General features: G+C 46.0%; 17 protein-coding genes. 6 read left to right on the forward strand and 11 right to left on the reverse strand.

What is annotated here, in order from left to right:
- The first annotated feature begins 131 nt into the window (after positions 1–131).
- The 4 genes from ACQY6I_RS08030 to glgP all read left to right on the forward strand — a co-directional run bounded on the left by ACQY6I_RS08030 (position 132) and on the right by glgP (position 8,669).
- Positions 132–905 carry a sulfite exporter TauE/SafE family protein gene (locus ACQY6I_RS08030; protein WP_428240954.1) on the forward strand — a complete coding sequence of 258 codons (774 nt, stop codon included), beginning with the start codon at positions 132–134 and terminating at the stop codon, positions 903–905.
- A gap of 52 nt (positions 906–957) precedes the next feature.
- Positions 958–3,591 carry a PD-(D/E)XK nuclease family protein gene (locus ACQY6I_RS08035; protein WP_428240955.1) on the forward strand — a complete coding sequence of 878 codons (2,634 nt, stop codon included), beginning with the start codon at positions 958–960 and terminating at the stop codon, positions 3,589–3,591.
- A complete protein-coding gene (locus ACQY6I_RS08040) occupies positions 3,584–6,961 on the forward strand; it encodes a UvrD-helicase domain-containing protein (protein ID WP_428240956.1) in 3,378 nt (1,125 codons plus the stop codon). The genes ACQY6I_RS08035 and ACQY6I_RS08040 overlap by 8 nt, the downstream gene beginning before the upstream one ends.
- A 100-nt stretch (positions 6,962–7,061) precedes the next feature.
- On the forward strand, positions 7,062–8,669 hold the full coding sequence (glgP, locus tag ACQY6I_RS08045) for an alpha-glucan family phosphorylase (RefSeq protein WP_428240957.1): 1,608 nt from the start codon (positions 7,062–7,064) through the stop codon (positions 8,667–8,669).
- 84 nt (positions 8,670–8,753) lie between these two features.
- Here glgP and ACQY6I_RS08050 read toward each other — a convergent pair whose 3' ends face one another.
- Positions 8,754–9,215 carry a hypothetical protein gene (locus ACQY6I_RS08050; protein WP_428240958.1) on the reverse strand — a complete coding sequence of 154 codons (462 nt, stop codon included), beginning with the start codon at positions 9,213–9,215 and terminating at the stop codon, positions 8,754–8,756.
- 133 nt (positions 9,216–9,348) lie between these two features.
- Here ACQY6I_RS08050 and ACQY6I_RS08055 point away from each other — a divergent pair, with 133 nt between their 5' ends.
- Positions 9,349–10,416, forward strand: coding sequence for a 3-deoxy-7-phosphoheptulonate synthase (locus tag ACQY6I_RS08055; RefSeq protein ID WP_428240959.1), 1,068 nt, complete (start codon positions 9,349–9,351; stop codon positions 10,414–10,416).
- 88 nt (positions 10,417–10,504) lie between these two features.
- Positions 10,505–11,674: a cation:proton antiporter gene (locus ACQY6I_RS08060; protein WP_428240960.1), complete on the forward strand. Its 1,170-nt coding sequence runs from the start codon at positions 10,505–10,507 to the stop codon at positions 11,672–11,674.
- 371 nt (positions 11,675–12,045) lie between these two features.
- Here ACQY6I_RS08060 and ACQY6I_RS08065 read toward each other — a convergent pair whose 3' ends face one another.
- From ACQY6I_RS08065 to acpP, 10 genes are all read right to left on the reverse strand, one after another.
- A complete protein-coding gene (locus tag ACQY6I_RS08065; RefSeq protein WP_428240961.1) occupies positions 12,046–13,086 on the reverse strand; it encodes a GGDEF domain-containing protein in 1,041 nt (346 codons plus the stop codon).
- A 149-nt stretch (positions 13,087–13,235) separates the two neighbouring features.
- Positions 13,236–13,775 carry a DUF1285 domain-containing protein gene (locus ACQY6I_RS08070; protein ID WP_428240962.1) on the reverse strand — a complete coding sequence of 180 codons (540 nt, stop codon included), beginning with the start codon at positions 13,773–13,775 and terminating at the stop codon, positions 13,236–13,238.
- On the reverse strand, positions 13,772–14,371 hold the full coding sequence (locus tag ACQY6I_RS08075) for a TetR/AcrR family transcriptional regulator (RefSeq protein WP_428240963.1): 600 nt from the start codon (positions 14,369–14,371) through the stop codon (positions 13,772–13,774). Before ACQY6I_RS08075 ends, ACQY6I_RS08070 begins: the two co-directional genes overlap by 4 nt.
- A 145-nt stretch (positions 14,372–14,516) precedes the next feature.
- Positions 14,517–14,864 (reverse strand): PilZ domain-containing protein, encoded by a 348-nt coding sequence (locus tag ACQY6I_RS08080; RefSeq protein ID WP_428240964.1) that lies wholly within the window; start codon positions 14,862–14,864, stop codon positions 14,517–14,519.
- Positions 14,865–14,882: 18 nt separating this feature from the next.
- Positions 14,883–15,863 carry a DNA polymerase III subunit delta' gene (gene holB / locus ACQY6I_RS08085; protein ID WP_428240965.1) on the reverse strand — a complete coding sequence of 327 codons (981 nt, stop codon included), beginning with the start codon at positions 15,861–15,863 and terminating at the stop codon, positions 14,883–14,885.
- Entirely contained in the window at positions 15,863–16,492 is a 630-nt protein-coding gene (gene tmk / locus ACQY6I_RS08090) for a dTMP kinase (RefSeq protein ID WP_428240966.1), read from the reverse strand. Before tmk ends, holB begins: the two co-directional genes overlap by 1 nt.
- On the reverse strand, positions 16,492–17,526 hold the full coding sequence (mltG, locus tag ACQY6I_RS08095; RefSeq protein WP_428240967.1) for an endolytic transglycosylase MltG: 1,035 nt from the start codon (positions 17,524–17,526) through the stop codon (positions 16,492–16,494). The genes tmk and mltG overlap by 1 nt, the downstream gene beginning before the upstream one ends.
- Entirely contained in the window at positions 17,520–18,344 is an 825-nt protein-coding gene (gene pabC, locus ACQY6I_RS08100) for an aminodeoxychorismate lyase (protein ID WP_428240968.1), read from the reverse strand. The genes mltG and pabC overlap by 7 nt, the downstream gene beginning before the upstream one ends.
- A 33-nt stretch (positions 18,345–18,377) precedes the next feature.
- Positions 18,378–19,616, reverse strand: a complete 1,239-nt coding sequence (gene fabF / locus ACQY6I_RS08105) for a beta-ketoacyl-ACP synthase II (protein ID WP_428240969.1) — start codon at positions 19,614–19,616, stop codon at positions 18,378–18,380.
- Between the two features lie 90 nt (positions 19,617–19,706).
- On the reverse strand, positions 19,707–19,940 hold the full coding sequence (gene acpP / locus ACQY6I_RS08110) for an acyl carrier protein (protein WP_044617648.1): 234 nt from the start codon (positions 19,938–19,940) through the stop codon (positions 19,707–19,709).
- Between the last annotated feature and the right edge of the window lie 3 nt (positions 19,941–19,943).

The raw sequence follows: 19,943 nt of genomic DNA on the forward strand, positions 1-19,943 counted from the left end.
GCATATTAAAAGTACTCAACCTAAACTTCATCTTTCTGTTATAAAAATATAAACAAATATTACTTTGCAGAATAGTAACGAATGTCTAGATTTACCACTCAATAATCATATCAGGGCGGTTTTTTATAACGATGGACTTCGTTCAACTCGTCATAGCAGGAGCAACAGTCGGCTTTATTATAGGCCTGACCGGTGTCGGTGGAGGCGCCCTCATGACACCGTTGCTGTTGCTGTTCGGCTTCCCTCCGACCACCGCCATTGGCACAGACCTGTTGTTCGCGGCATTCACTAAAACCAGCGGCGCAATCAGTCATAGCCGCATGGGCCATGTCGATTGGAAAATCATGCGCAGTCTTGCCATGGGCAGCCTGCCCTCAGCATTGATAACAGGGCTGCTGCTAAAGTTCATGCTGGGTCATGGTAACAATTACGCGGGATTACTGACCTCCAGTCTCGGTGTCATGCTTATGATTACAGCTGTAGTACTGATTTTTCGCAAGCAGTTGAGCCGCTTGGCGGGTGGAATTTATGAAGCCAAAAACCCACCCCACCGCTATAGCATGGCAACAGCTTTCGGAGCCATCCTGGGGGTGCTGGTGACACTGTCATCGGTAGGTGCAGGAGCAATCGGTACCGCTGTTTTGATGCTGTTGTTCCCCAAACTCACGGGCACCCGTGTTGTCGGAACCGATATCGCCCACGCAGTACCTCTGACATTTGTGGCCGGTGGCATTCACTTTGCGCTCGGCCATGTCGATTTGGGTCTGCTGGCTGCATTACTAGTGGGTTCGGTGCCATCAATACACCTGGGAGCAAAGGTTTCCAGAATGCTACCAAACAAAGTTATGAATCCCATCCTCGCAACCATGTTATTGGTATTAGGTTTGCGTTACGCTTTCTTTTAAATTCTGAATACGTTACGAATAGTGGAGATTATTTCACCGTCATCAGGGCCCAATGACTTCATTATTCGAACAACATCCGGAATGGCTGATTGAACAGCCCGTTTTTGTCTCCCCGAACCTGCGGCTCAGCCGTACTGTCACGGCCGCATATAACCTATTACAGGATCAATCCTGTTGGGAACCGTTAGCCAGTTATGCCTGGAATCAATGGCTGTATGCACTCTATAACCGACTGGACCTGAAGGGTCGCGATGTCCCCATTCTGCTCAGTTCGCAGCAGGAGCTGTTGCTCTGGAATCAGGTTCTGCGAGAAGCCGACAATCAGTTGCTCAACCCGAGAGGGCTTGCCCGTCAACTGCAAAAAACCCGCACCCTGATCACTCACTATCAGATCCCGGTAGCGGAACTGAGACAAACGGCACATCAGGGCACTGAACAGTTTATTGACTGGTTGGAAGCTTTTGAGCGACTGCTCAAACAACAGCGACGTATTTGTGAATATGAGCTGGCCAACTGGCTGCTGACTCAACCTATCAAAATATCGCGTCTGGTTGTTCTTTATGAATTTCCTGAACTCACGCCCTTGCAACAGCGTTTTTTGGAGGTTGCACTCAAAGGCATTGACCCCGTTTTCTTTGTCGAACAAAAGCCTCATCAGCACCTGTATGTCAGCGACTACGCCGATGCTCAGGAACAATATCAGGCCGCCATCAGCTGGGCTAAGACTCAATTGGAGCAAAACAGTCATCAGAAAATTGCCATCATTGCACCTCAGCTCAGTGAAGACCTTGTTCAGGTTGAGAGTTTGCTGCAACAGGCATTTCACCCAGATATGTGGACCACATTTCAGCAACGACAAAGTCCTGGCTACAATATATCGGCCAGCCATAGCGCAACCTCTTTTCAGGTTATCAGCGATGCGCTGAACCTGTTGGCACTGAATCATCAGGACATTCCGGTAGACGCCATTGACCGGGTACTGCATTCACCCTATTTTCTGTTGCCAAAACACACTGATTTTTTGCAGGCCGGTATGATTGACCGGCATATTCGCGCCCGCAAAAACCCAACTATCCGGTTAACGGAACTGATCGAAATAACTGAACAGACCGGTTGTACAGCACTACATGATACACTGACAAAACTGTCCAGCACTGTCCCCAAGTACAGCAAGCGCCAAGTCCTGCGAACCCTTTGGGAATGGCTACATCTGTTTCAACAACAGTTGACATTAACAGGGTGGCCGGGAAACCATGAACTGGACACCTATGAATATCAGCAGGCCTCCCTCTGGCAAGACATCATGAATGAGTGCGCCAGCCTGGAAGCGGTTATTCAAAAACCGATTGGCCTGGAAGCAGCTCTACAATATCTGCAGCAAACTGCACAACAGACACAATTTCACCTGCAAACCATCGACAGCCCGTTACAAGTCTTGGGTGTTTTGGAATCACGCGGCCTGTTGTTCGATAAGATCTGGATATGTGGCATGGATCATAATCACTGGCCCCCCTCTTCCAACCCGGACCCATTCATACCGGTAGCATTGCAGAAGCAAAAAAATATTCCTCAGTGCAGTGCTGAAAAAGAACTGAATTATGCCCGCCAGATTACTGCCGAATGGCTCTCACACTGCAGTGAGGTCTGGGTCAGTTACGTTCATTCTGATAACGACAGTACACAATTGTTGTCACCATTATTCCAGCATGGGGAAAACCAACTTTCACTGCTTTCTTCTACACCTTCGGCGCCCCTTATTGAAACAGAAACCATCGCTGATCACAGCCTTATACATCTGGACCAGAACATACCGTTACCCGGTGGAACTCATTTTCTGAAAGACTATATCGGCTGTCCTTTCAAAGCGTGGGCTAAGCATATTATGAAGTCAGAAGCGCCGCCTGACCCGGTCATTGGGCTGGATTATCAGGACCGCGGTATTTTGCTACACGATATTATGGAACAGCTATGGCGGCAAATACGAGACCAACAGACACTACTGGAATATGATCCCGAAGAATTGTTTCAGTTGGTTGCTGGTTTGATAGGAAGAAGAGTCAACCGCTACAGTGTTTTGTCCCGACGCTATATTTCTCCTATCCATCGGGACCTGGAGGTCAAACGTCTGTGCAAAATACTGATGTTATGGCTTGAGATAGAGAAGCAACGCCCTCCGTTCAAAGTCATTTTTAACGAAAGCAGCCAGCAGTATGACATTGGAACACTCACACTGAACATTCGTTTTGATCGCATCGATAAACTCGCCGATGGCTCATTAATGGTTGTCGATTATAAAACCGGGGAAACCAATGTGAACGCCTGGCTGAATAATGGCCGCGTCAATGACCCCCAGGTTCCGATCTACAGCCTGGTGTTTCAACAGGAAGTCAAAGTAGCCGCATTTGCGAGCCTGAAAACCGGGCACATGGAACTCATCGGTGTTAAGGACAACCACGTTAATGAAATAGAAACGATCAAACCTGTCACACAGGCATTTTCAAAAGAAATTCCATCTCCGGAAAATTTTCAGCAGCTGGTCGAACTATGGCATACCATATTATCCCGCGTGGCCGAAGAGATACCTTCACAGCCCATTGTCGCGCGCCCCACCTCCCCGACTGTCTGCCGTCAATGTGATCAGCAGCCGTTTTGTCGAATTGAGCTGGAGAACCCAAACCATGGTTGACATTATCGACACTCAGGCTCGAATTGATGCCTTGAATATTCAGCAATCCATTTTATGTGAAGCGCCAGCAGGTAGCGGTAAAACCGAACTACTGACCCAACGCTTTCTAAAATTGCTGGCACTGGTAGACCAACCCGAAAAAATCTGGGCCATTACCTTTACCAAAAAAGCCGCCCAGGAAATGCGGGACCGGATAATCCGCTCACTTAGAAAAGCGAATGACCCGGAGCCTTTGGTTGATCATGAAAAAAACAACTGGCAACTGGCGAACGCCGCCATGGCCAATGATCAACGACATGGCTGGAATCTGATTCAAAACCCAGGGCGCTTGAGTGTTCGAACCTTTGATTCCCTTTGCGCCTTTCTGGTCAAAAACCTGCCACTGAATACATCCTTTGGTGCATCTGTACAACCGGTAGAGAATCCACAACCGCTTTACCAGGAAGCAGTCAGGTCGTTATTACATGCCTATGACCAAAATCCAGACGTAGACTGGGGACCGGCACTTGAACGTATGCTGGCACATCGCGACAACCTCTGGACGGATTTTGAAAAACTAGCGATCGAAATGCTGCGCAGTCGTGATCAATGGCTCCACGCACTGCCGTTGATTTTTGATCCTGCGAATTCCAGCGATGAAGATTTACAACAACTGCAACAAATGTTGCATGTCCATGCCACCGATCTGCTGGTGCAGGTATTTTCCGGACTGGGTACGCACAATGTATCGGAGCTGGAGCCATTGATGCAGTTTTGCATCAGCAACCTACAACAGGAACAAAATGACTCATTGGCAGAAGTGAAAATCACTGATTTCAGTCTTCAACCTGACGCCAAAAATATGGTTTTTTTCCGCTTCTTGGCAAATAGTCTGCTAACCCAAAAAGGAGAATGGAAAAAACGACTCGATAAACGTTCGGGATTTCCCACAGGAAAAGGCATTAATGAACAAAATAAAAAAATGATGCAAAGCATCATCGTAGAATTATCTGAAAATAATCAATTGAGAATGCTATTAAAACAGTTACAGGAGTTTCCTGACCTGACGACTCAAAGCCAGGATCAGGATATCATCCGCGACCTGATGGTCCTGCTACCACAACTGGTGGCACACTTGTTTCTGGTTTTTCGCCAGCACAATCAGGTTGATTTTGCAGAAATATCACTTAAGGCTTTGCAAGCGCTGGAACATGATGATGCCCCTACTGATCTTGCCCTGGCCCTGGACTATCAGCTTCAGCATCTGATGGTCGATGAATTTCAGGACACGTCCTTTTCTCAGGTCAGGCTGATCGACAAACTCACACAAAACTGGCATCCAAACGACGGAAAAACGCTGTTCTGTGTGGGTGATGCAATGCAATCCATTTATGGATTCCGGGCTGCCAAAGTGGGTCTGTTCATGAATATCCGTGATCATGGGATCGGCAACATCTCACTCAAACGCATACGACTGCAAAGTAATTTTCGTTCCCATCAACAGGTTGTAGAGTGGGTCAACCGCACTTTCAGTCAGGTTTTGCCGCCTCAAGACAATATTCAGTACTCTGCAGTATCTTACCACCCATCAACGGCTATAAAATCCGCCCTGCCATTGCCTGTCACCGTTCACGTAGCCGTGGATGATTTTGCTGACAATAGCGAGGCAGCTCATGTCGTCGAGCAAATCAGACAGATCAAACAACAAGCACCCTCTGCTTCCATTGCCGTACTAGCCAAAAACCGTAATCATCTGCAGCCGACGATAGAATTGTTACGACGGCAAAAAATCCCATTTCAGGCAGTCGACATATACAGTCTGAAGAAACTCCCGGCGATTAATGACATTTGCTTATTACATGAAGCCTTAAGATATCCCGGCAATAGTCTGGTTTGGTTGAGCCTGATGCGCTCGCCACTACTGGGATTAAAACTGGATCAGATTGCTGCCATCAATCAGTTGGCACTTGAGGAAAAAAGAACCCATCTGAGCATACTCAGCAGCATACTGCGTCAGGACATTTCCGCACCAGAGATCATCTTGCCGGAAATTTCCCGGATTTTGTTTTTTATCGAAGAAATTAACCAGGCATATCAATACAAAGCCCGTTATTTTGAACAACAATGGCTCGACATGATCTGGCGGCGGCTAGGAGGATATGTAATTTACCCGGACAGCAACAGTCATAATGCCGTCCATTCCTACCTGCAATTGATCAGTCAATTGGATCAACCCTGTTCAATGCGGGAAGTTCATGAACGCCTGGAACGGTTGTTTATTAATACCACAGTACAGGAATCGACTCCGGTACAAATTATGACAATGCATAAATCAAAAGGCCTGGAGTTCGACCATGTGTTTTTAGTCGGGCTAAACAAATTGGGGCGCAGTGACGAACCAGGGTTTCTGCTGTGGGAGGAAACGGTTCAGTCAGATAATAGGGCAAATCTATTACTCGCTCCCATTGAATCACGCGGAGGTACCAAAACAGGCTTGTACAAGTACCTCAATGAGTTCAATAAAATCAAACAGAAATTCGAACAGGGACGACTGCTTTATGTTGCCTGCACACGGGCCATTCAGTCACTTCACCTGAGTTTCTGCACAACATATAACGCAGAAACCGAAATGCTCAAACCACCCTCAGCAAATTCTCTGGCAGGCGAAATCTGGCCGGAAATCCAGAACCTAATAGACGTCATCCCCGTAGCGGATCTGACTACTGCGCCAACAGAACTGTCTGCTTCCACCAGAATCACTCGCCTAAAACATCGGGCAACCGCAGATTCTGAGCCGCACTCTGGAGTACTGGACCCCTGGCGTCTGGCATCGCCACCTCCAGAAAACCTTTTCAACCATCCTGAACAGGAATTCAATACATTGGAACGGCGCCTTGGTACGGTTATCCATCGCTTCCTGGAAAAACACGCCGCTGGATGGAACCCAGATAACGAAAGAATACAAAACTGGCTGTTAAATGAAGCTCTGCGTCATGCCATCCCCCAAGTTGAACAACCAACATTTATGTCCCGCGCCAGTCGCATGCTGACAAATATTAGTGCTGATGAGAGATTACAGTGGCTACTGACAGCCGATGGCGCGGACTACTCCAGAAGCGAATATCAGCTGGTGTTTAAAGCAGGTGGCAGGATGAGAACATTGATTATCGATCGCATCGTTGTGCACGATAATACAACTTGGCTGGTCGATTATAAAACCAGCTGCCCCAAAGCCGGGCAGACTTTGGAAGAGTTTCTTGAACATGAAAGTCAGGTTTATCAAAGTCAGATGGATATTTATCGTAAAGCTTTAATGGCAAAAAATTTCCCAGCTATCAAGATGTACTTGTATTTCCCTGAAATCAGTCACTGGCATCAATTGTTGCAATGAAACTTACAAATTTTTGTTGCTTTGCTTTTTATCGTAAACGTAGTAATTTTTATTGCTACACTGACTGTGTTTCTTACCATTTTCTTATGGGAACCCCATTATGTCCGACTTACCAAACGTAGCTTACTTTTGTATGGAATATGCACTCAGACATGATATAAAAACCTACTCAGGTGGGCTGGGTGTATTAGCAGGCGATTATGTCAAAGGAGTTAAGGATAACGACTATCCGTTAATTGCCATCGGAATTAAATGGAAATACGGTTACGTCACCCAAACGGTCGATAAAAATGGTCTGCTAATGGATTCTTTCCCAGTTGCAGACTACAGCATGCTCGAAGACACTGGCATTAAATTTCCCATTACGATTGAAAACAGACAGGTCATGATCAAAGCCTGGAAAGTGAAGCCGGAAATTGGCGTTAAAGAACTCATACTGTTAGATACGGATCTGCCGGAAAATGAAGAGCCCCTAATTACTGACCGCCTCTATGGAGGTGATCATGTACAACGGGTGAAACAGGAAATGGTATTGGGAATTGGCGGCATCAAATACCTGCGCGCAGTTAACGCAGATATCCAGACATATCATTTTAATGAAGGCCACGCCATCCTGGCCGGCATAGAACTACTGCGTGAACAGATGGAAGACCATGGGCTTAATTTCAGCCAGGCGCGTGAAGCAGTTAAGAAGCAAATTGTATTCACGACACATACGCCGGTAAAAGCCGGCAACGAAGAACATGACCTAAGCTATCTGATCAGACTGGGTGCCAATCAGCATCTCAGTGAGGCAGAAATGGTCGAAATCGGTGGCCGTCCTTTTAATATGACGGTTGCTGCCTTACATCTCTCCAGGTTGTCCAATGCCGTAGCGCAGCTGCACGGAGAAACTGCCAATGTAATGTGGAAGGATGTTGGGGACAGAAGTGAAATCATTGCGATTACGAACGGTATCCATCATGGCACCTGGGTTGACGATGCAATATATCAAAACCGTCAAAATCCAAAGTTGTTGTGGGAACGACACTGCCAGCTAAAAAACGAACTTATTGAGTTCATCAAGGAACGCAACGAAGTCACTCTGAATGCAAACAAACTGTTGATCGGCTTCGCTCGCAGAGCGGCCCCCTACAAGCGCTCAAACCTAATTTACAGCTCCGGTGAAAAGCTACGTCAATTGTTGCAGGAGGGGACATATCAGGTCGTTTTTGCCGGAAAAGCACACCCTGCTGACGATTATGGCAAAGCCATCATCCGAGACCTGATTGCCCTGTCCAAAGAGTTTCCAGACAGTGTGGTTTTTATGGAAAACTACGATATGCAGGTTGGCGCCATGCTTACCCGTGGCTGCGATATCTGGCTGAATAACCCCAGACGCCCTATGGAAGCCTGTGGCACCTCTGGGATGAAGGCTGCAATGAATGGCGTTCCCAATGTCTCCATTCTGGATGGATGGTGGCCGGAAGCCTGCAATCATGGCGTAAACGGGTGGGCCATCGGAGACGACAAAGTCCCAACCAGTAAAGATGACCAGGACGTAAGGGATGCGGAATTTTTGTCTGCAGTACTGAGTGAGGAAGTCATTCCTACTTATTACGAGGACCGTGATCGCTGGATCAGTATCATGCAGGCGAGCATTAACGACTGCTACGAAGCATTCTCCGTCGATACCATGCTGTCAAGCTACTACTCCCGCTTATACTGATTCCCTTCAACATATGCCACAGTCGCCCCTTGTCTCTCGGAGTTTATAAACGGTAGACAAGGGAGCAGGCACATAAAGCAGGCGTTAGTTTCCAAACATATTAAACAGCCGGTTGGACTCAGATTTCAGGCGGATTTCTTCGATTTTGCCCGTGACTGCCGAGACATCACAGTAAGCCCATGTGTCTCGTATGGGTACACCATTTGAGATCAGATCCATCGAATAAAAAACCCGGAACATCCTGACTTTTTCGTTGAATCTCGACGACCGCGCGTCGAAACTGAGATGTTGCAGCTCATCTTTATATTTGCGGCGAATCTCTGCCTGACAAATATTATGAGCATATTGAATATTGATGTTACTGGCTCCCTGGCTATCCAACCCCATAGATGATCCTTCGGAAGTACTGACTGTCTTGTCCGGGCTACTAATTATCCCTTGACCAAAAAGTACTACCAAGAAAACGATCACAACAAACACCCCTACAACTATAGCGATCGCGCGAACTGTATCAGAACCTTTACTCTTGTTCGCATTTCTGGTCATGTACACCTCTGTAATGCAATGTTTACAAGAAAAACTAAACTTTAATTTTATGTTTTTATTGACAAAGAGAAATGCAATAATTGTCAAATAATCAAACGTACATTGTTTAACACTAGCCTATTTAGGACCCCTCATGCCGACTAAGATCAATAACTTAAATGTCGAATCACAGGAAGTGCTGATTACACCCTCTGATCTGCATAAAGAAATGCCGCTTACTACGACAGCACGCCACACAGTCGAAACCGGCCGCGAAACAATCAGAAACATCCTGGACCGCAAAGACCACCGGATATTCGTGGTCATTGGCCCCTGCTCTATTCATGATGTTGACGCCGCTCTCGATTATGCCAAAAGACTCAAGCGCTTATCAGAGCAGGTTTCAGATACCATTTATCTGGTTATGCGCGTGTATTTCGAAAAACCCAGAACCACCGTCGGCTGGAAAGGACTCATTAATGATCCTTATATGGATGATTCTTTCAAAATACAGGACGGGCTGCATATTGGCAGAAAATTACTGCTTGATCTCGCCGAGATGGATATTCCCACTTCGACGGAAGCACTGGATCCGATTTCACCTCAGTACCTTCAGGACCTGATTTCATGGTCTGCGATTGGTGCCCGGACCACCGAATCTCAGACTCACAGGGAAATGGCCAGCGGTTTGTCCTGTGCAGTTGGCTTTAAAAACGGCACAGATGGTGGCCTTGATGTGGCAGTGAATGCACTGAAAAGTGTTTCAAGCCCACATAGCTTTCTTGGCATCAATGGCGAAGGTCAGGTATCAATTATCAAAACCAAAGGTAACGGATATGGCCATGTCGTACTTCGTGGAGGCAATGGCAAACCCAACTACGATTCTGTCAGTATAGCTCAGTGCGAAGCCACGCTGGAGAAAGCAAAGCTAGCCCCCAATATTATGGTGGACTGCAGTCATGCAAACTCCAACAAGGACGCCAGCCTGCAACCCTTGGTGGCAGCTAATGTCGTTAATCAAATCCTCGAAGGCAATCGGTCTATCGTTGGATTGATGATTGAAAGCCATATTAATTTTGGTAATCAGAATATTCCATCCGACCTGTCCCAGCTCAAATATGGCGTATCTGTAACAGATGGCTGCATCGATTGGCAAACAACTGAAAACATGATTCTCGAGATGCATGACAAACTGAAAGACATCCTTCCCAATCGGAATTAATCTCTTCTCTACCCCGTCACTTAAACTCCTTGTCTATCGAGAGTGCCTTTGGCACTCTTGTTACAATTCAAGTTAATGGATCATCCACATGCATGAAGGTACGCTGGTATTTTCTTTTTTCCTGATATTCACTGGAGCGGCACTGTTTGCAACGATTGCATTGTTCACCCGGCAACCATTACTCATTGCATATATCGTTCTCGGTGCAGTCATCGGGCCATTTGGAACCGGATGGATAGAAACCTCAGAATCAATTTCCCAGATATCTCAAATAGGCATTATCTTTCTGTTGTTTTTAATCGGCTTGGATATGCAGCCGGTTAATCTACTACATACGCTAAAAAAAGCCGTTACCGTGGCGCTTGCCTCCAGTATCATTTTTGCTGCCTGTGGCTTTGCTGCTACCTATATGTTCGGGTTTTCAACCACTGAAAGCCTGATTGTCGGGTTGGCCATGATGTTCTCCAGTACCATTATCGGGATCAAATTATTGCCGACTACCGTATTGCATCATCGTCATACCGGAGAACTGATGGTGGGATTACTGTTATTGCAGGATATGATTGCCATTATCGTATTGCTGGGACTGGGAGGTGTGAGCAAAGGCAATCAGGATGTTTTTGATTATCTGATTACATTGATATCTCTACCGCTTTTGATTGCGGGGGCATGGTTGATAGTCCGATTTATTTTTCTGCCGCTGCTGCAAAAATTTGATCGTTTTCAGGAATACATCTTTTTATTGTCTATCGGTTGGTGCCTGGGCCTGGCTTCTGCCTCCGAAGCCGTTGGCCTGTCGAGTGAAATAGGTGCCTTTGTTGCAGGGGTCAGCATAGCCAGTAGCCCAATCAGCTTATACATTGCCTCCAGCCTAAAACCACTGCGGGATTTTTTCCTCATCCTGTTCTTCTTCTCCATCGGCGCTTCATTTGATTTTTCTCTGCTGAGCGATGTCATCATTCCCGCTATGACACTGGCCTTGCTTTACCTGGGTTTAAAACCTGTTGCTTTCCGGTTATTACTTGGAAAACAAAGTGAAAGCTCCAAACTGGCCTGGGATGTTGGGTTCAGATTAGGGCAGAACAGTGAATTTTCGATCCTGATCGCCTATATTGCCACCACCTCTTTGTTGATCGGCGAAAAGGCTTCTTTACTGGTCCAGGCAACTGCAATCATCACATTCGCGCTTTCGAGCTACATAGTAATCTTTAACTTCCCGAATCCAATTGCAGTCAAGGAAAGTTTGAGAAGAGACTAGGGCCTGTCTACACTCATTTCATCGGCCTGCTGAGAGCCAGTTTCACTCAAATCCAGGCACGAGGAGTGATGCTGTAAAGCTCATCCATGAGCTTTACCCACACGCTAAAACGTTCCTGACGTTTTAGTAGCAGGTCTAAATGAGTGACGAGCAACGCCGAGTTGAGTGACACTGGCCTCAGCCCGAGGGGTTATGGCTAAAAAGGCCGCACATTGCGTTGGTCAACGTTCACTTAGAATGACGAAGCTTCACGTTTACCGTCGGAATACCACATCACTTAATTGCGATCTTTTTAGCCAATAACAGGTTCAAAGAAATAAGTGTAGACAGGCCCTGGGCATCTGGACATAAACAGAACGGATGGCTGCAACCTATTCAACTGCCGCCTGAACGTCATCAACCGAGATAACGCGATCCCGGCCACTACGCTTAGCCTGATATAAGCGACCATCGGCCTTAGACAGCAGGGTATCGAGATCAACCCCATCCGCATTGAGTTCTGCAACACCTGCACTAAACGTAACTGGAACCTTCTGACTACCCACCCATATTGGAGACTTATGAAACAATTTTCGGATTTCTTCAAGATGACCGACAGCATCCGATCTGGTGGCAGACAACATAATCAGAGCAAACTCCTCGCCGCCGACTCTGGCTAACATATCGGTTGTTCTGGTTTTGGACCTAAGCAGCTCAGCCGAATGACAAAGTGCTTCATCCCCAACCCCGTGACCATACTTGTCATTTATCATTTTAAAGAAATCAAGATCAACCAATGCAACTGCCAGCGGGACTTGATTGCGACTGGCAAGAGCACTTAGCCGGGCAAATGATTCCACCAGTTTCATTCGGTTAGCCAGACCGGTCAACCGGTCCGTTCCAGCCAATTCAAGCAATCGCTCCTCATTCATTTCCCGATTACGTTCATATATGTGAGCAAAACTCATCATCGCGATTGAGCTCAACGTAATATTCAGAGTCGTCGCCACATTCAAAGGGAAATTACCAGTCATAAATCGAAAGTGATATATCACAATACCTGCAACGACAAAGACCAGCGAAGACCAGAATCCAACTTTGCGTCCCAACAAGAGATAACTGAGCACTGGTATCGTCAAAACCCAGACAAATGTGCTTGATGATGTATTGGGAATGTACAGCGCATACATCATGATACTGAAGAAGGGAATCAGATAAGCCAACGTCCATATCTGAATATAAGTCGTCGTTCGGATAATTCTAATCAATGCCAGTGAAAACAAGCCGTAGACAATCTCCAGGCCAGCCAGCCACCACAACCCCCGGATAGTATTAACAACACTAAACAGACATCCGCCAATAAAAGTAATCCATAAAAGCAACCTCAAAACGTCCCTGCGATGCTGCTGACTCTGCTCTAAACTAGCGATCATGGTAAGCCTCTAGTACTGCGAAGATTCAAATAGAGAGCCTATATACCTAAGCCCAGACTGCCCGATCAGCACACTCTCTCAGTCAATCATGGATTAATAATAATCCCAAACGCAGAATCCATCTTTATCAAAAGGTATGACACAAATTATCAGGGGTTTTCGAAAGAGCCCAAACTCCACTTATCGTCATCATGGACCAAAAACAATTCAGTGAGATGACCATCCTCTGAATCAATGGATAGCGCAAGATCAATCAACTGATAAAACAGATTGCGTTCCAACATCCCCCACAGATCATATCGAACCTTGATCCGCGGATATTGCTCCCCGTTACACTCACACATTTCCAAAGGGTGCTCAGCCCCAAGTCGAATATCCTCATCAAACTGAGTCCGGAAATGCCAGCCATCTACGCGTTCTTCGGCATCAACAACGAGAATGGGTTCCAGCTCAACCTGGATTTTCATCTGTTCTACTGGGGTTTTAAGATAAAACTCCCCATTCTCGCTCCATAGAACAGACGAAAATAACCTGACCAAAGCCGTACGCCGTATTTCTTCACCCTCATGAAACCAACGCCCATTGCGATCAATACGAATGTCGATTTCACCACAATGCCTGGGATGCCATAAGTGCACGGGAGGCACCTTATGATCAACAAGATGCGTGGCGATATCGTCAAGTTTCATAAATTACCAAACATTCCGTTCGTAGCATCTGACAAAAACTTGGTGAACCCACGACGGTCCTCAACCAGCTGATGGAAGAAAGTATTATGGGATAGGTGTGAAGTACCATGAATTAGAGCCCATATCAGAGCATAATAATAACGCGGACTCTCGCCTCCCCGCTTATCCATTTTCTGACTCGACAATGTTCGGCTGATCATGTCGACCTGAACACCACGAAGCCTCTTCCAGGCTAAAAACTTCTCCAACTGACACCCCTGCTCCTCCAGTAACCGCTCGATCTCGGTGATGACAATGTATTTATCAAAACTTTGGAGCCGGAAGCGAATATAAGCATCAACGAGCTTTTTCGGATCAGAATGAGTATTTAGAAGGTCTGACAGCTCCATTTCATTCGCCAGCAATATACTGGCCATCAGATCATTTTTTGACTCAAAAAAACGGTAGAAAGTACTTTTACTTTGGGCTGCAGATTTAATGATGTGCTGGAGATTCACTTTTTCAATTCCAACACGAATAAACAGATTGAGAGCTGTATTTAGAAGCTGGAACTCTCTGGGGTCGTTGGTCTGGGCTTTTACATTAGGTGTTAGCATGTCCTCTTTCCACGCTAGCTATGAGTGCACTTACCACCAGCCAACACTACGGATAGCGACCGCCATCATCCTTCAACAAGGCAACCGTCTTTCATGAACTGATCGCAAAACTCTTTCGGAAACCAATAAGATTGCACGCTCTTGCTTACATCGTATGAGTTGGCTTCTCTGAGCTTAACGCGCCCGCGAGGTAAGTTTCAATCTTATCTTTCGCCAACGAACTTTTCTTATCAAACTGAACTCCAATCCCTGTCGCCCTATTTCCCTGAGCTCCACGCGGGGTAATCCAGATTACTTTACCTGCAACAGGTATTTTTTCCGGCTCCTCCATCAGATTGAGCAACAGAAAAACATCATCTCCCAGACCAAACTTCTTGTTCGTGGCAATGAATAACCCTCCTCCGATAATAAAAGGCATATAGGCTGCGTACAAAACCGCCTTATCTTTCATTGTCAGAGACAAAATACCACTTCGCGCACCCGGAATATTCATTCAATTCTTACCATATAATCAAGCAGTTAAAAGATCGTGCCACCGTATAAGAGTATTCTCAACCATCAATTGCAGGTTAAGGTTTTGTTGTGATCTAAATACAGAAACACATTCTAAAATATAGTCTGCAAATGCAAAGATGCTTGGAGCATGCGCTTTTTTTGCCGTATATTTAAGAAACTTCGCCATGTCCGGGTCACTAATTGGACGATGACCGCCAGAACCAACAAAGCAGCTTAATTGGACAACCCAAAGATTAAGCCAGCCATAAAGCACTTCACCATTGAATTTTGACCAACTACGAGCCAACTCCACGGGTGATACCACCCCCTTAGCTAACTGATTAAAGCCATTGACCATCGTATCACGGACAGTAAATGCATCCAGTTGCTGTAATCGTAAAACCCTAAATGGATTATGCGAGCAAATTTCCAGCAGCAACTCCACACGATCGTCAGCAAAGCTACTGTAGCGCAACCATTCTGCAGCCTGCTCTTTGCTAGCCACGGGCACAGGCACCACGGAGCAGCGACTACGAATAGTTGGCAATAACATTTCCGCAGAATCAGTCTGCAGTATCAGAAAAGTGTTCGATGGCGGCTCTTCCAGCACTTTAAGCAGTGCATTTGCAGAAGCCAGATTCATTTTATGGCATTCATGGATCACAATGACCTTATAATGCCCTACCTGAGCTGTTGCCTGGGAAAACTCAATCAGCGCCCGGATTCGGTCAACCTTTATCTGTGAGGCTCCACCATCCACTCTGACAGAAAGGTAGTCAGGGTGGCTCCCAGCCCCCACTAACAGACAAGCCTTGCACTGGCCACAGGAAAACTGATTATCCCGTTGGCACAATATTCTTTCAGCTAGCCGGTCTGCCAGTATTTCAGCTCCACTTTCACGCCCACCACTCAAAAGTATCGCATGAGGCAATTTTTGCTGCGTGAATCTCTGTAACTGGGCCCGATAAACAGGCTCAAACCATATGGGGAATGTCATCAATGCGAACCGTATCTGCTTTGCAGCATTTGCCCAATCTGCTCCTGAACCCCAGGCAAATCTACAGATGCATCGATTATTTCGAAGCGGCCCGGAAAACCTGCCGCTCTTTCCAGATAGGCAGCCCGGACACGTTCAAAGAAAGCAATATCCTCTCGCTCTATTCTATCAAGCTCAGCGCGCTGACAAGCCCTCGCGAGCCCAATCTCAGGAGGGCAATCCAAATAAACCGTTAAATCAGGTTGAAATCCCCTCTGCACCAACTGCTCAAGAGCGAGAATATCCTGAATAGATATCCCCCGACCGGCTCCCTGATAAGCAAAAGACGCGTCTGTGAAACGATCGGATATTACCCAAGTTCCCTTAGCCAGATGTGGTTTGATAAACGTGTTCAAATGCTGGGCTCTGGCTGCAAATACCATCAATAATTCGGCCTGAGCATCAACCATTTCATCACGATGTGACAAAACCATATTTCTAAGCTCTTCAGCTAATGGGGTACCACCAGGCTCCCGGGTAACAACATAGTCAACGTTATGAGCAGCCAGCCACTGACAGATAAACTCCAGGTTAGTACTTTTACCAACCCCTTCGACGCCTTCCAGCGTAATAAACTGTGCTGTTGTCATTAATTCTGGCCCGGTGCTGATTGGTAGTCTTTGCGTCGCTTAAATATCTGATATTTGCGCACAGCTTCATTGTGTTCAACCAATGTATCAGAAAACTGATGAGTGCCATCACCTTTAGCAACAAAATAAAGAGCCTTACCACCTGCCGGCTGGACAGCCGACAAAATTGCATCCCAACCGGGATTGGCGATAGGAGTAGGTGGCAACCCTTTGATCCTATAGGTGTTATAAGGATTATCCTCTTGCAAATCCTTAAGCCGTAAATTGCCATTGTATCGATCCCCCATACCATAAATCGTTGTGGGATCAGACTGCAGACGCATACCTTTCAGCAAACGGCGTGACAACACACCAGATATCAGTGGCCGCTCATGAACTGCTCCAGTCTCTTTTTCTATCAACGAGGCCATTATCAGTGCTTCATAAGGAGACTTCACAGGAATGCCATCTTGCTTTTGCGCCCAGGCCTCAGCCAGCAGTTTTTTCTGACGCTCATATGCCAGCTGGAGAATATCCAGATCCGACATACCATGTTGATAAGTATAGGTCTCCGGCGCAAACCAGCCTTCATAAAACTGACCCAGCTCTAGCTTTTTCGCGACTTCCTCTGGAGTCAATCCAGCTGTTTTATGCTCTAGTTTATCTTGAGCCTGCAATAAACTCAGATAATCCTTGAAGGTTTTGCCTTCTACTAACGTAACCCGATAATTAATAACATCACCACCTACAAAATGATGTAATAATTCAACATTAGTCATGCCCGGACTCACCAGGAATTCTCCAGCCTTGATATTGGTGAGATGATTGTAACGCGCATACAAAATAAGCGGTTTGGGGTGAACGACAATGTCGTCCGCTGCCAATTGATAAATGACCTTTGATAAACTACTCCCACGAGCAACCTGAACCACTCGCTCTTGTTGGAGCTGAATGGGCAGATTCAGTTCATTTGCAAAATAAATGACCGCACCAGCCAAAAAAACTGATCCGGTAATCAACAACGCAACAAAAGACAACAAAACTTTTTTCAACATGACAACCTATTTCTAAAGTCGCTGAGAACACGCTCCAATAATGGATTGGTCAGATCGTAACGAATAATCCGTTCGTTAACCGTTAATGAGTTCACTGGCCATACTATTTTGGCTGCATTGGTCAAAAACAAGGCTTGGGCATTCTGACAATCAGAGAGCGTCAATCGGGGAATCACTCTGATTGGCAAACTCGTCTCACTCAATAAGATCCTGCGAATAACACCATTCACGCCAGCCACTGATATTTCTGGAGTTAAAATACTGCCTTGTTGTACGACAAACACATTGGCAGATGTTGTCTCAATCACCTGTTCCTGACAACACATAACCCCATCATCCCATCCTTTTTTTTGAACCTCTCTTGCGGCCAAAACCGAGTCCATTCTATTCAGGTGTTTATGTCCGGCCAACACTGAGTTTATGGAACAAGGAATAGAACAAACGCCTATATTAGCAGGGCCAGTTTGCCATCCGTATGGAATATTTCCGTCGTAACATTCCATAATAATCTCACTACCAGAATCAGCCGTATAACGATAGCCACGACCCCGATATTTTCTGACCAATAGAATTTTCAGGACGCCGTCATGGAGCTTATCAACAACGTTATCAAGCTCACAATAAAACTCCGTCCAATCGAATTTTTTCGGCAAAAGCTCAAAAAAAACCGCACTTTCCTGCAAACGAGTCAAATGAGACTGCAGAAACGCAACCCGTCCACCATCTACTCGAATGGTTTCAAAAATTCCGTCTCCATATGCCATGCGCGAAGGCAGGTTCAGAGAATTGTGAATATTGTAGTTAATGAAAATTTGCATAAAAAAAGCCGGCTGGCACCGGCTTAGAGATAATTATATTTTGCTGAATATCAAACTTCCATTCGTTCCACCAAAACCAAAGGAGTTAGACAACGCATGGGAAATTTTCACATTCCGGGCCTCATTGGCAACATAATCCAGATCACACCCTTCTCCAGGGTTATCCAAATTAATTGTCGGCGGCGCAACCTGATCCCGAATCGCCAGTACGCTGAAAATTGCTTCAACAGCACCAGCCGCTCCCAATAAATGACCAATCATTGACTTAGTCGAACTCATCAGAATCTTATCTGAATCCGCTCCATAGATTGACTTCGCCGCTCTAGACTCTGCAGCATCTCCCACACTGGTAGATGTACCGTGTGCATTGATGTACTGAACATCTGCTGGATTCAGTTTTGCATCCATCATCGCATTACGCATCGACATTGCAGCTCCGGCACCATCCTCTGGAGGTGAAGTCATATGATAGGCATCCCCACTCATACCAAAGCCACTCAACTCAGCATAAATATTCGCACCACGGGCTTTTGCATGCTCATACTCTTCAAGAACCAGAACACCTGCACCATCTGATAATACAAAACCATCACGGTCTTTATCCCAAGGGCGACTGGCTGCCTGAGGATCATCATTGCGCTGAGACAAGGCTCTTGAGGCAGCAAACCCACCAATCCCCAACGGGGTAGAGGCATTCTCTGCACCACCAGCAATCATGACATCAGCATCGCCATAAGCAATCGTTCTAGCGGCATAGCCAATGTTATGAGTTCCAGTTGTACATGCTGTTACAATTGCAATATTTGGCCCTTTCATTCCATAACGAATAGACACATTGCCGGACATCATATTAATGATGGAAGATGGAATAAAAAAAGGCGAAACCCGTTTTGGCCCTTTATCCACCAAGGTTTGGTGACTGGCTTCGATGCCTGCCAAACCACCAATACCACTACCTAATGCCATACCGATTCGATGCGCATTAGTATCGGTTACTTCCAAGCCGGAATCAGTAATTGCCTGAATTGCAGCAGCCATACCGTACTGCACAAAGACATCCATTTTTTTGATGTCTTTCTTATCAATGTATTCAACTGGATCAAAATCTTTAACTACGCCACAAAACTGAGTTGAAAACCCGGAAGCATCAAAGTGTTCAATCGTATTGATTCCACTTTTACCAGCCAAAATACCATCCCAGGAATCTTTTACTGTATTACCCAATGGAGTAAGCATTCCCAGTCCAGTGACAACTACTCGTCTTTGACTCATTCAACTAATCTCCCAAAAGCCTACAACAAAAAAGCCGTATGACAGAATCCTGTTATACGGCTTTTTAATATCCGAAAAGAAAACTAACGATTACTGATTGGCTAGTACGTAATCGATAGCGTCTTGAACAGTCGTCAATTTTTCTGCTTCTTCATCAGGAATTTCAGTTTCAAATTCTTCTTCCAAAGCCATTACCAGTTCGACTGTATCCAGAGAGTCAGCGCCCAGATCGTCTACAAAAGAAGCCTGTGGTACTACATCTTCTTCTTTAGCCCCTAACTGCTCGCAAACAATCTTCTTTACGCGTTCTTCTACTGAGCTCATGTT

The sequence above is a fragment of the Gynuella sp. genome (assembly GCF_050297175.1).
Taxonomy (GTDB): Bacteria; Pseudomonadota; Gammaproteobacteria; order Pseudomonadales; family Natronospirillaceae; genus Gynuella.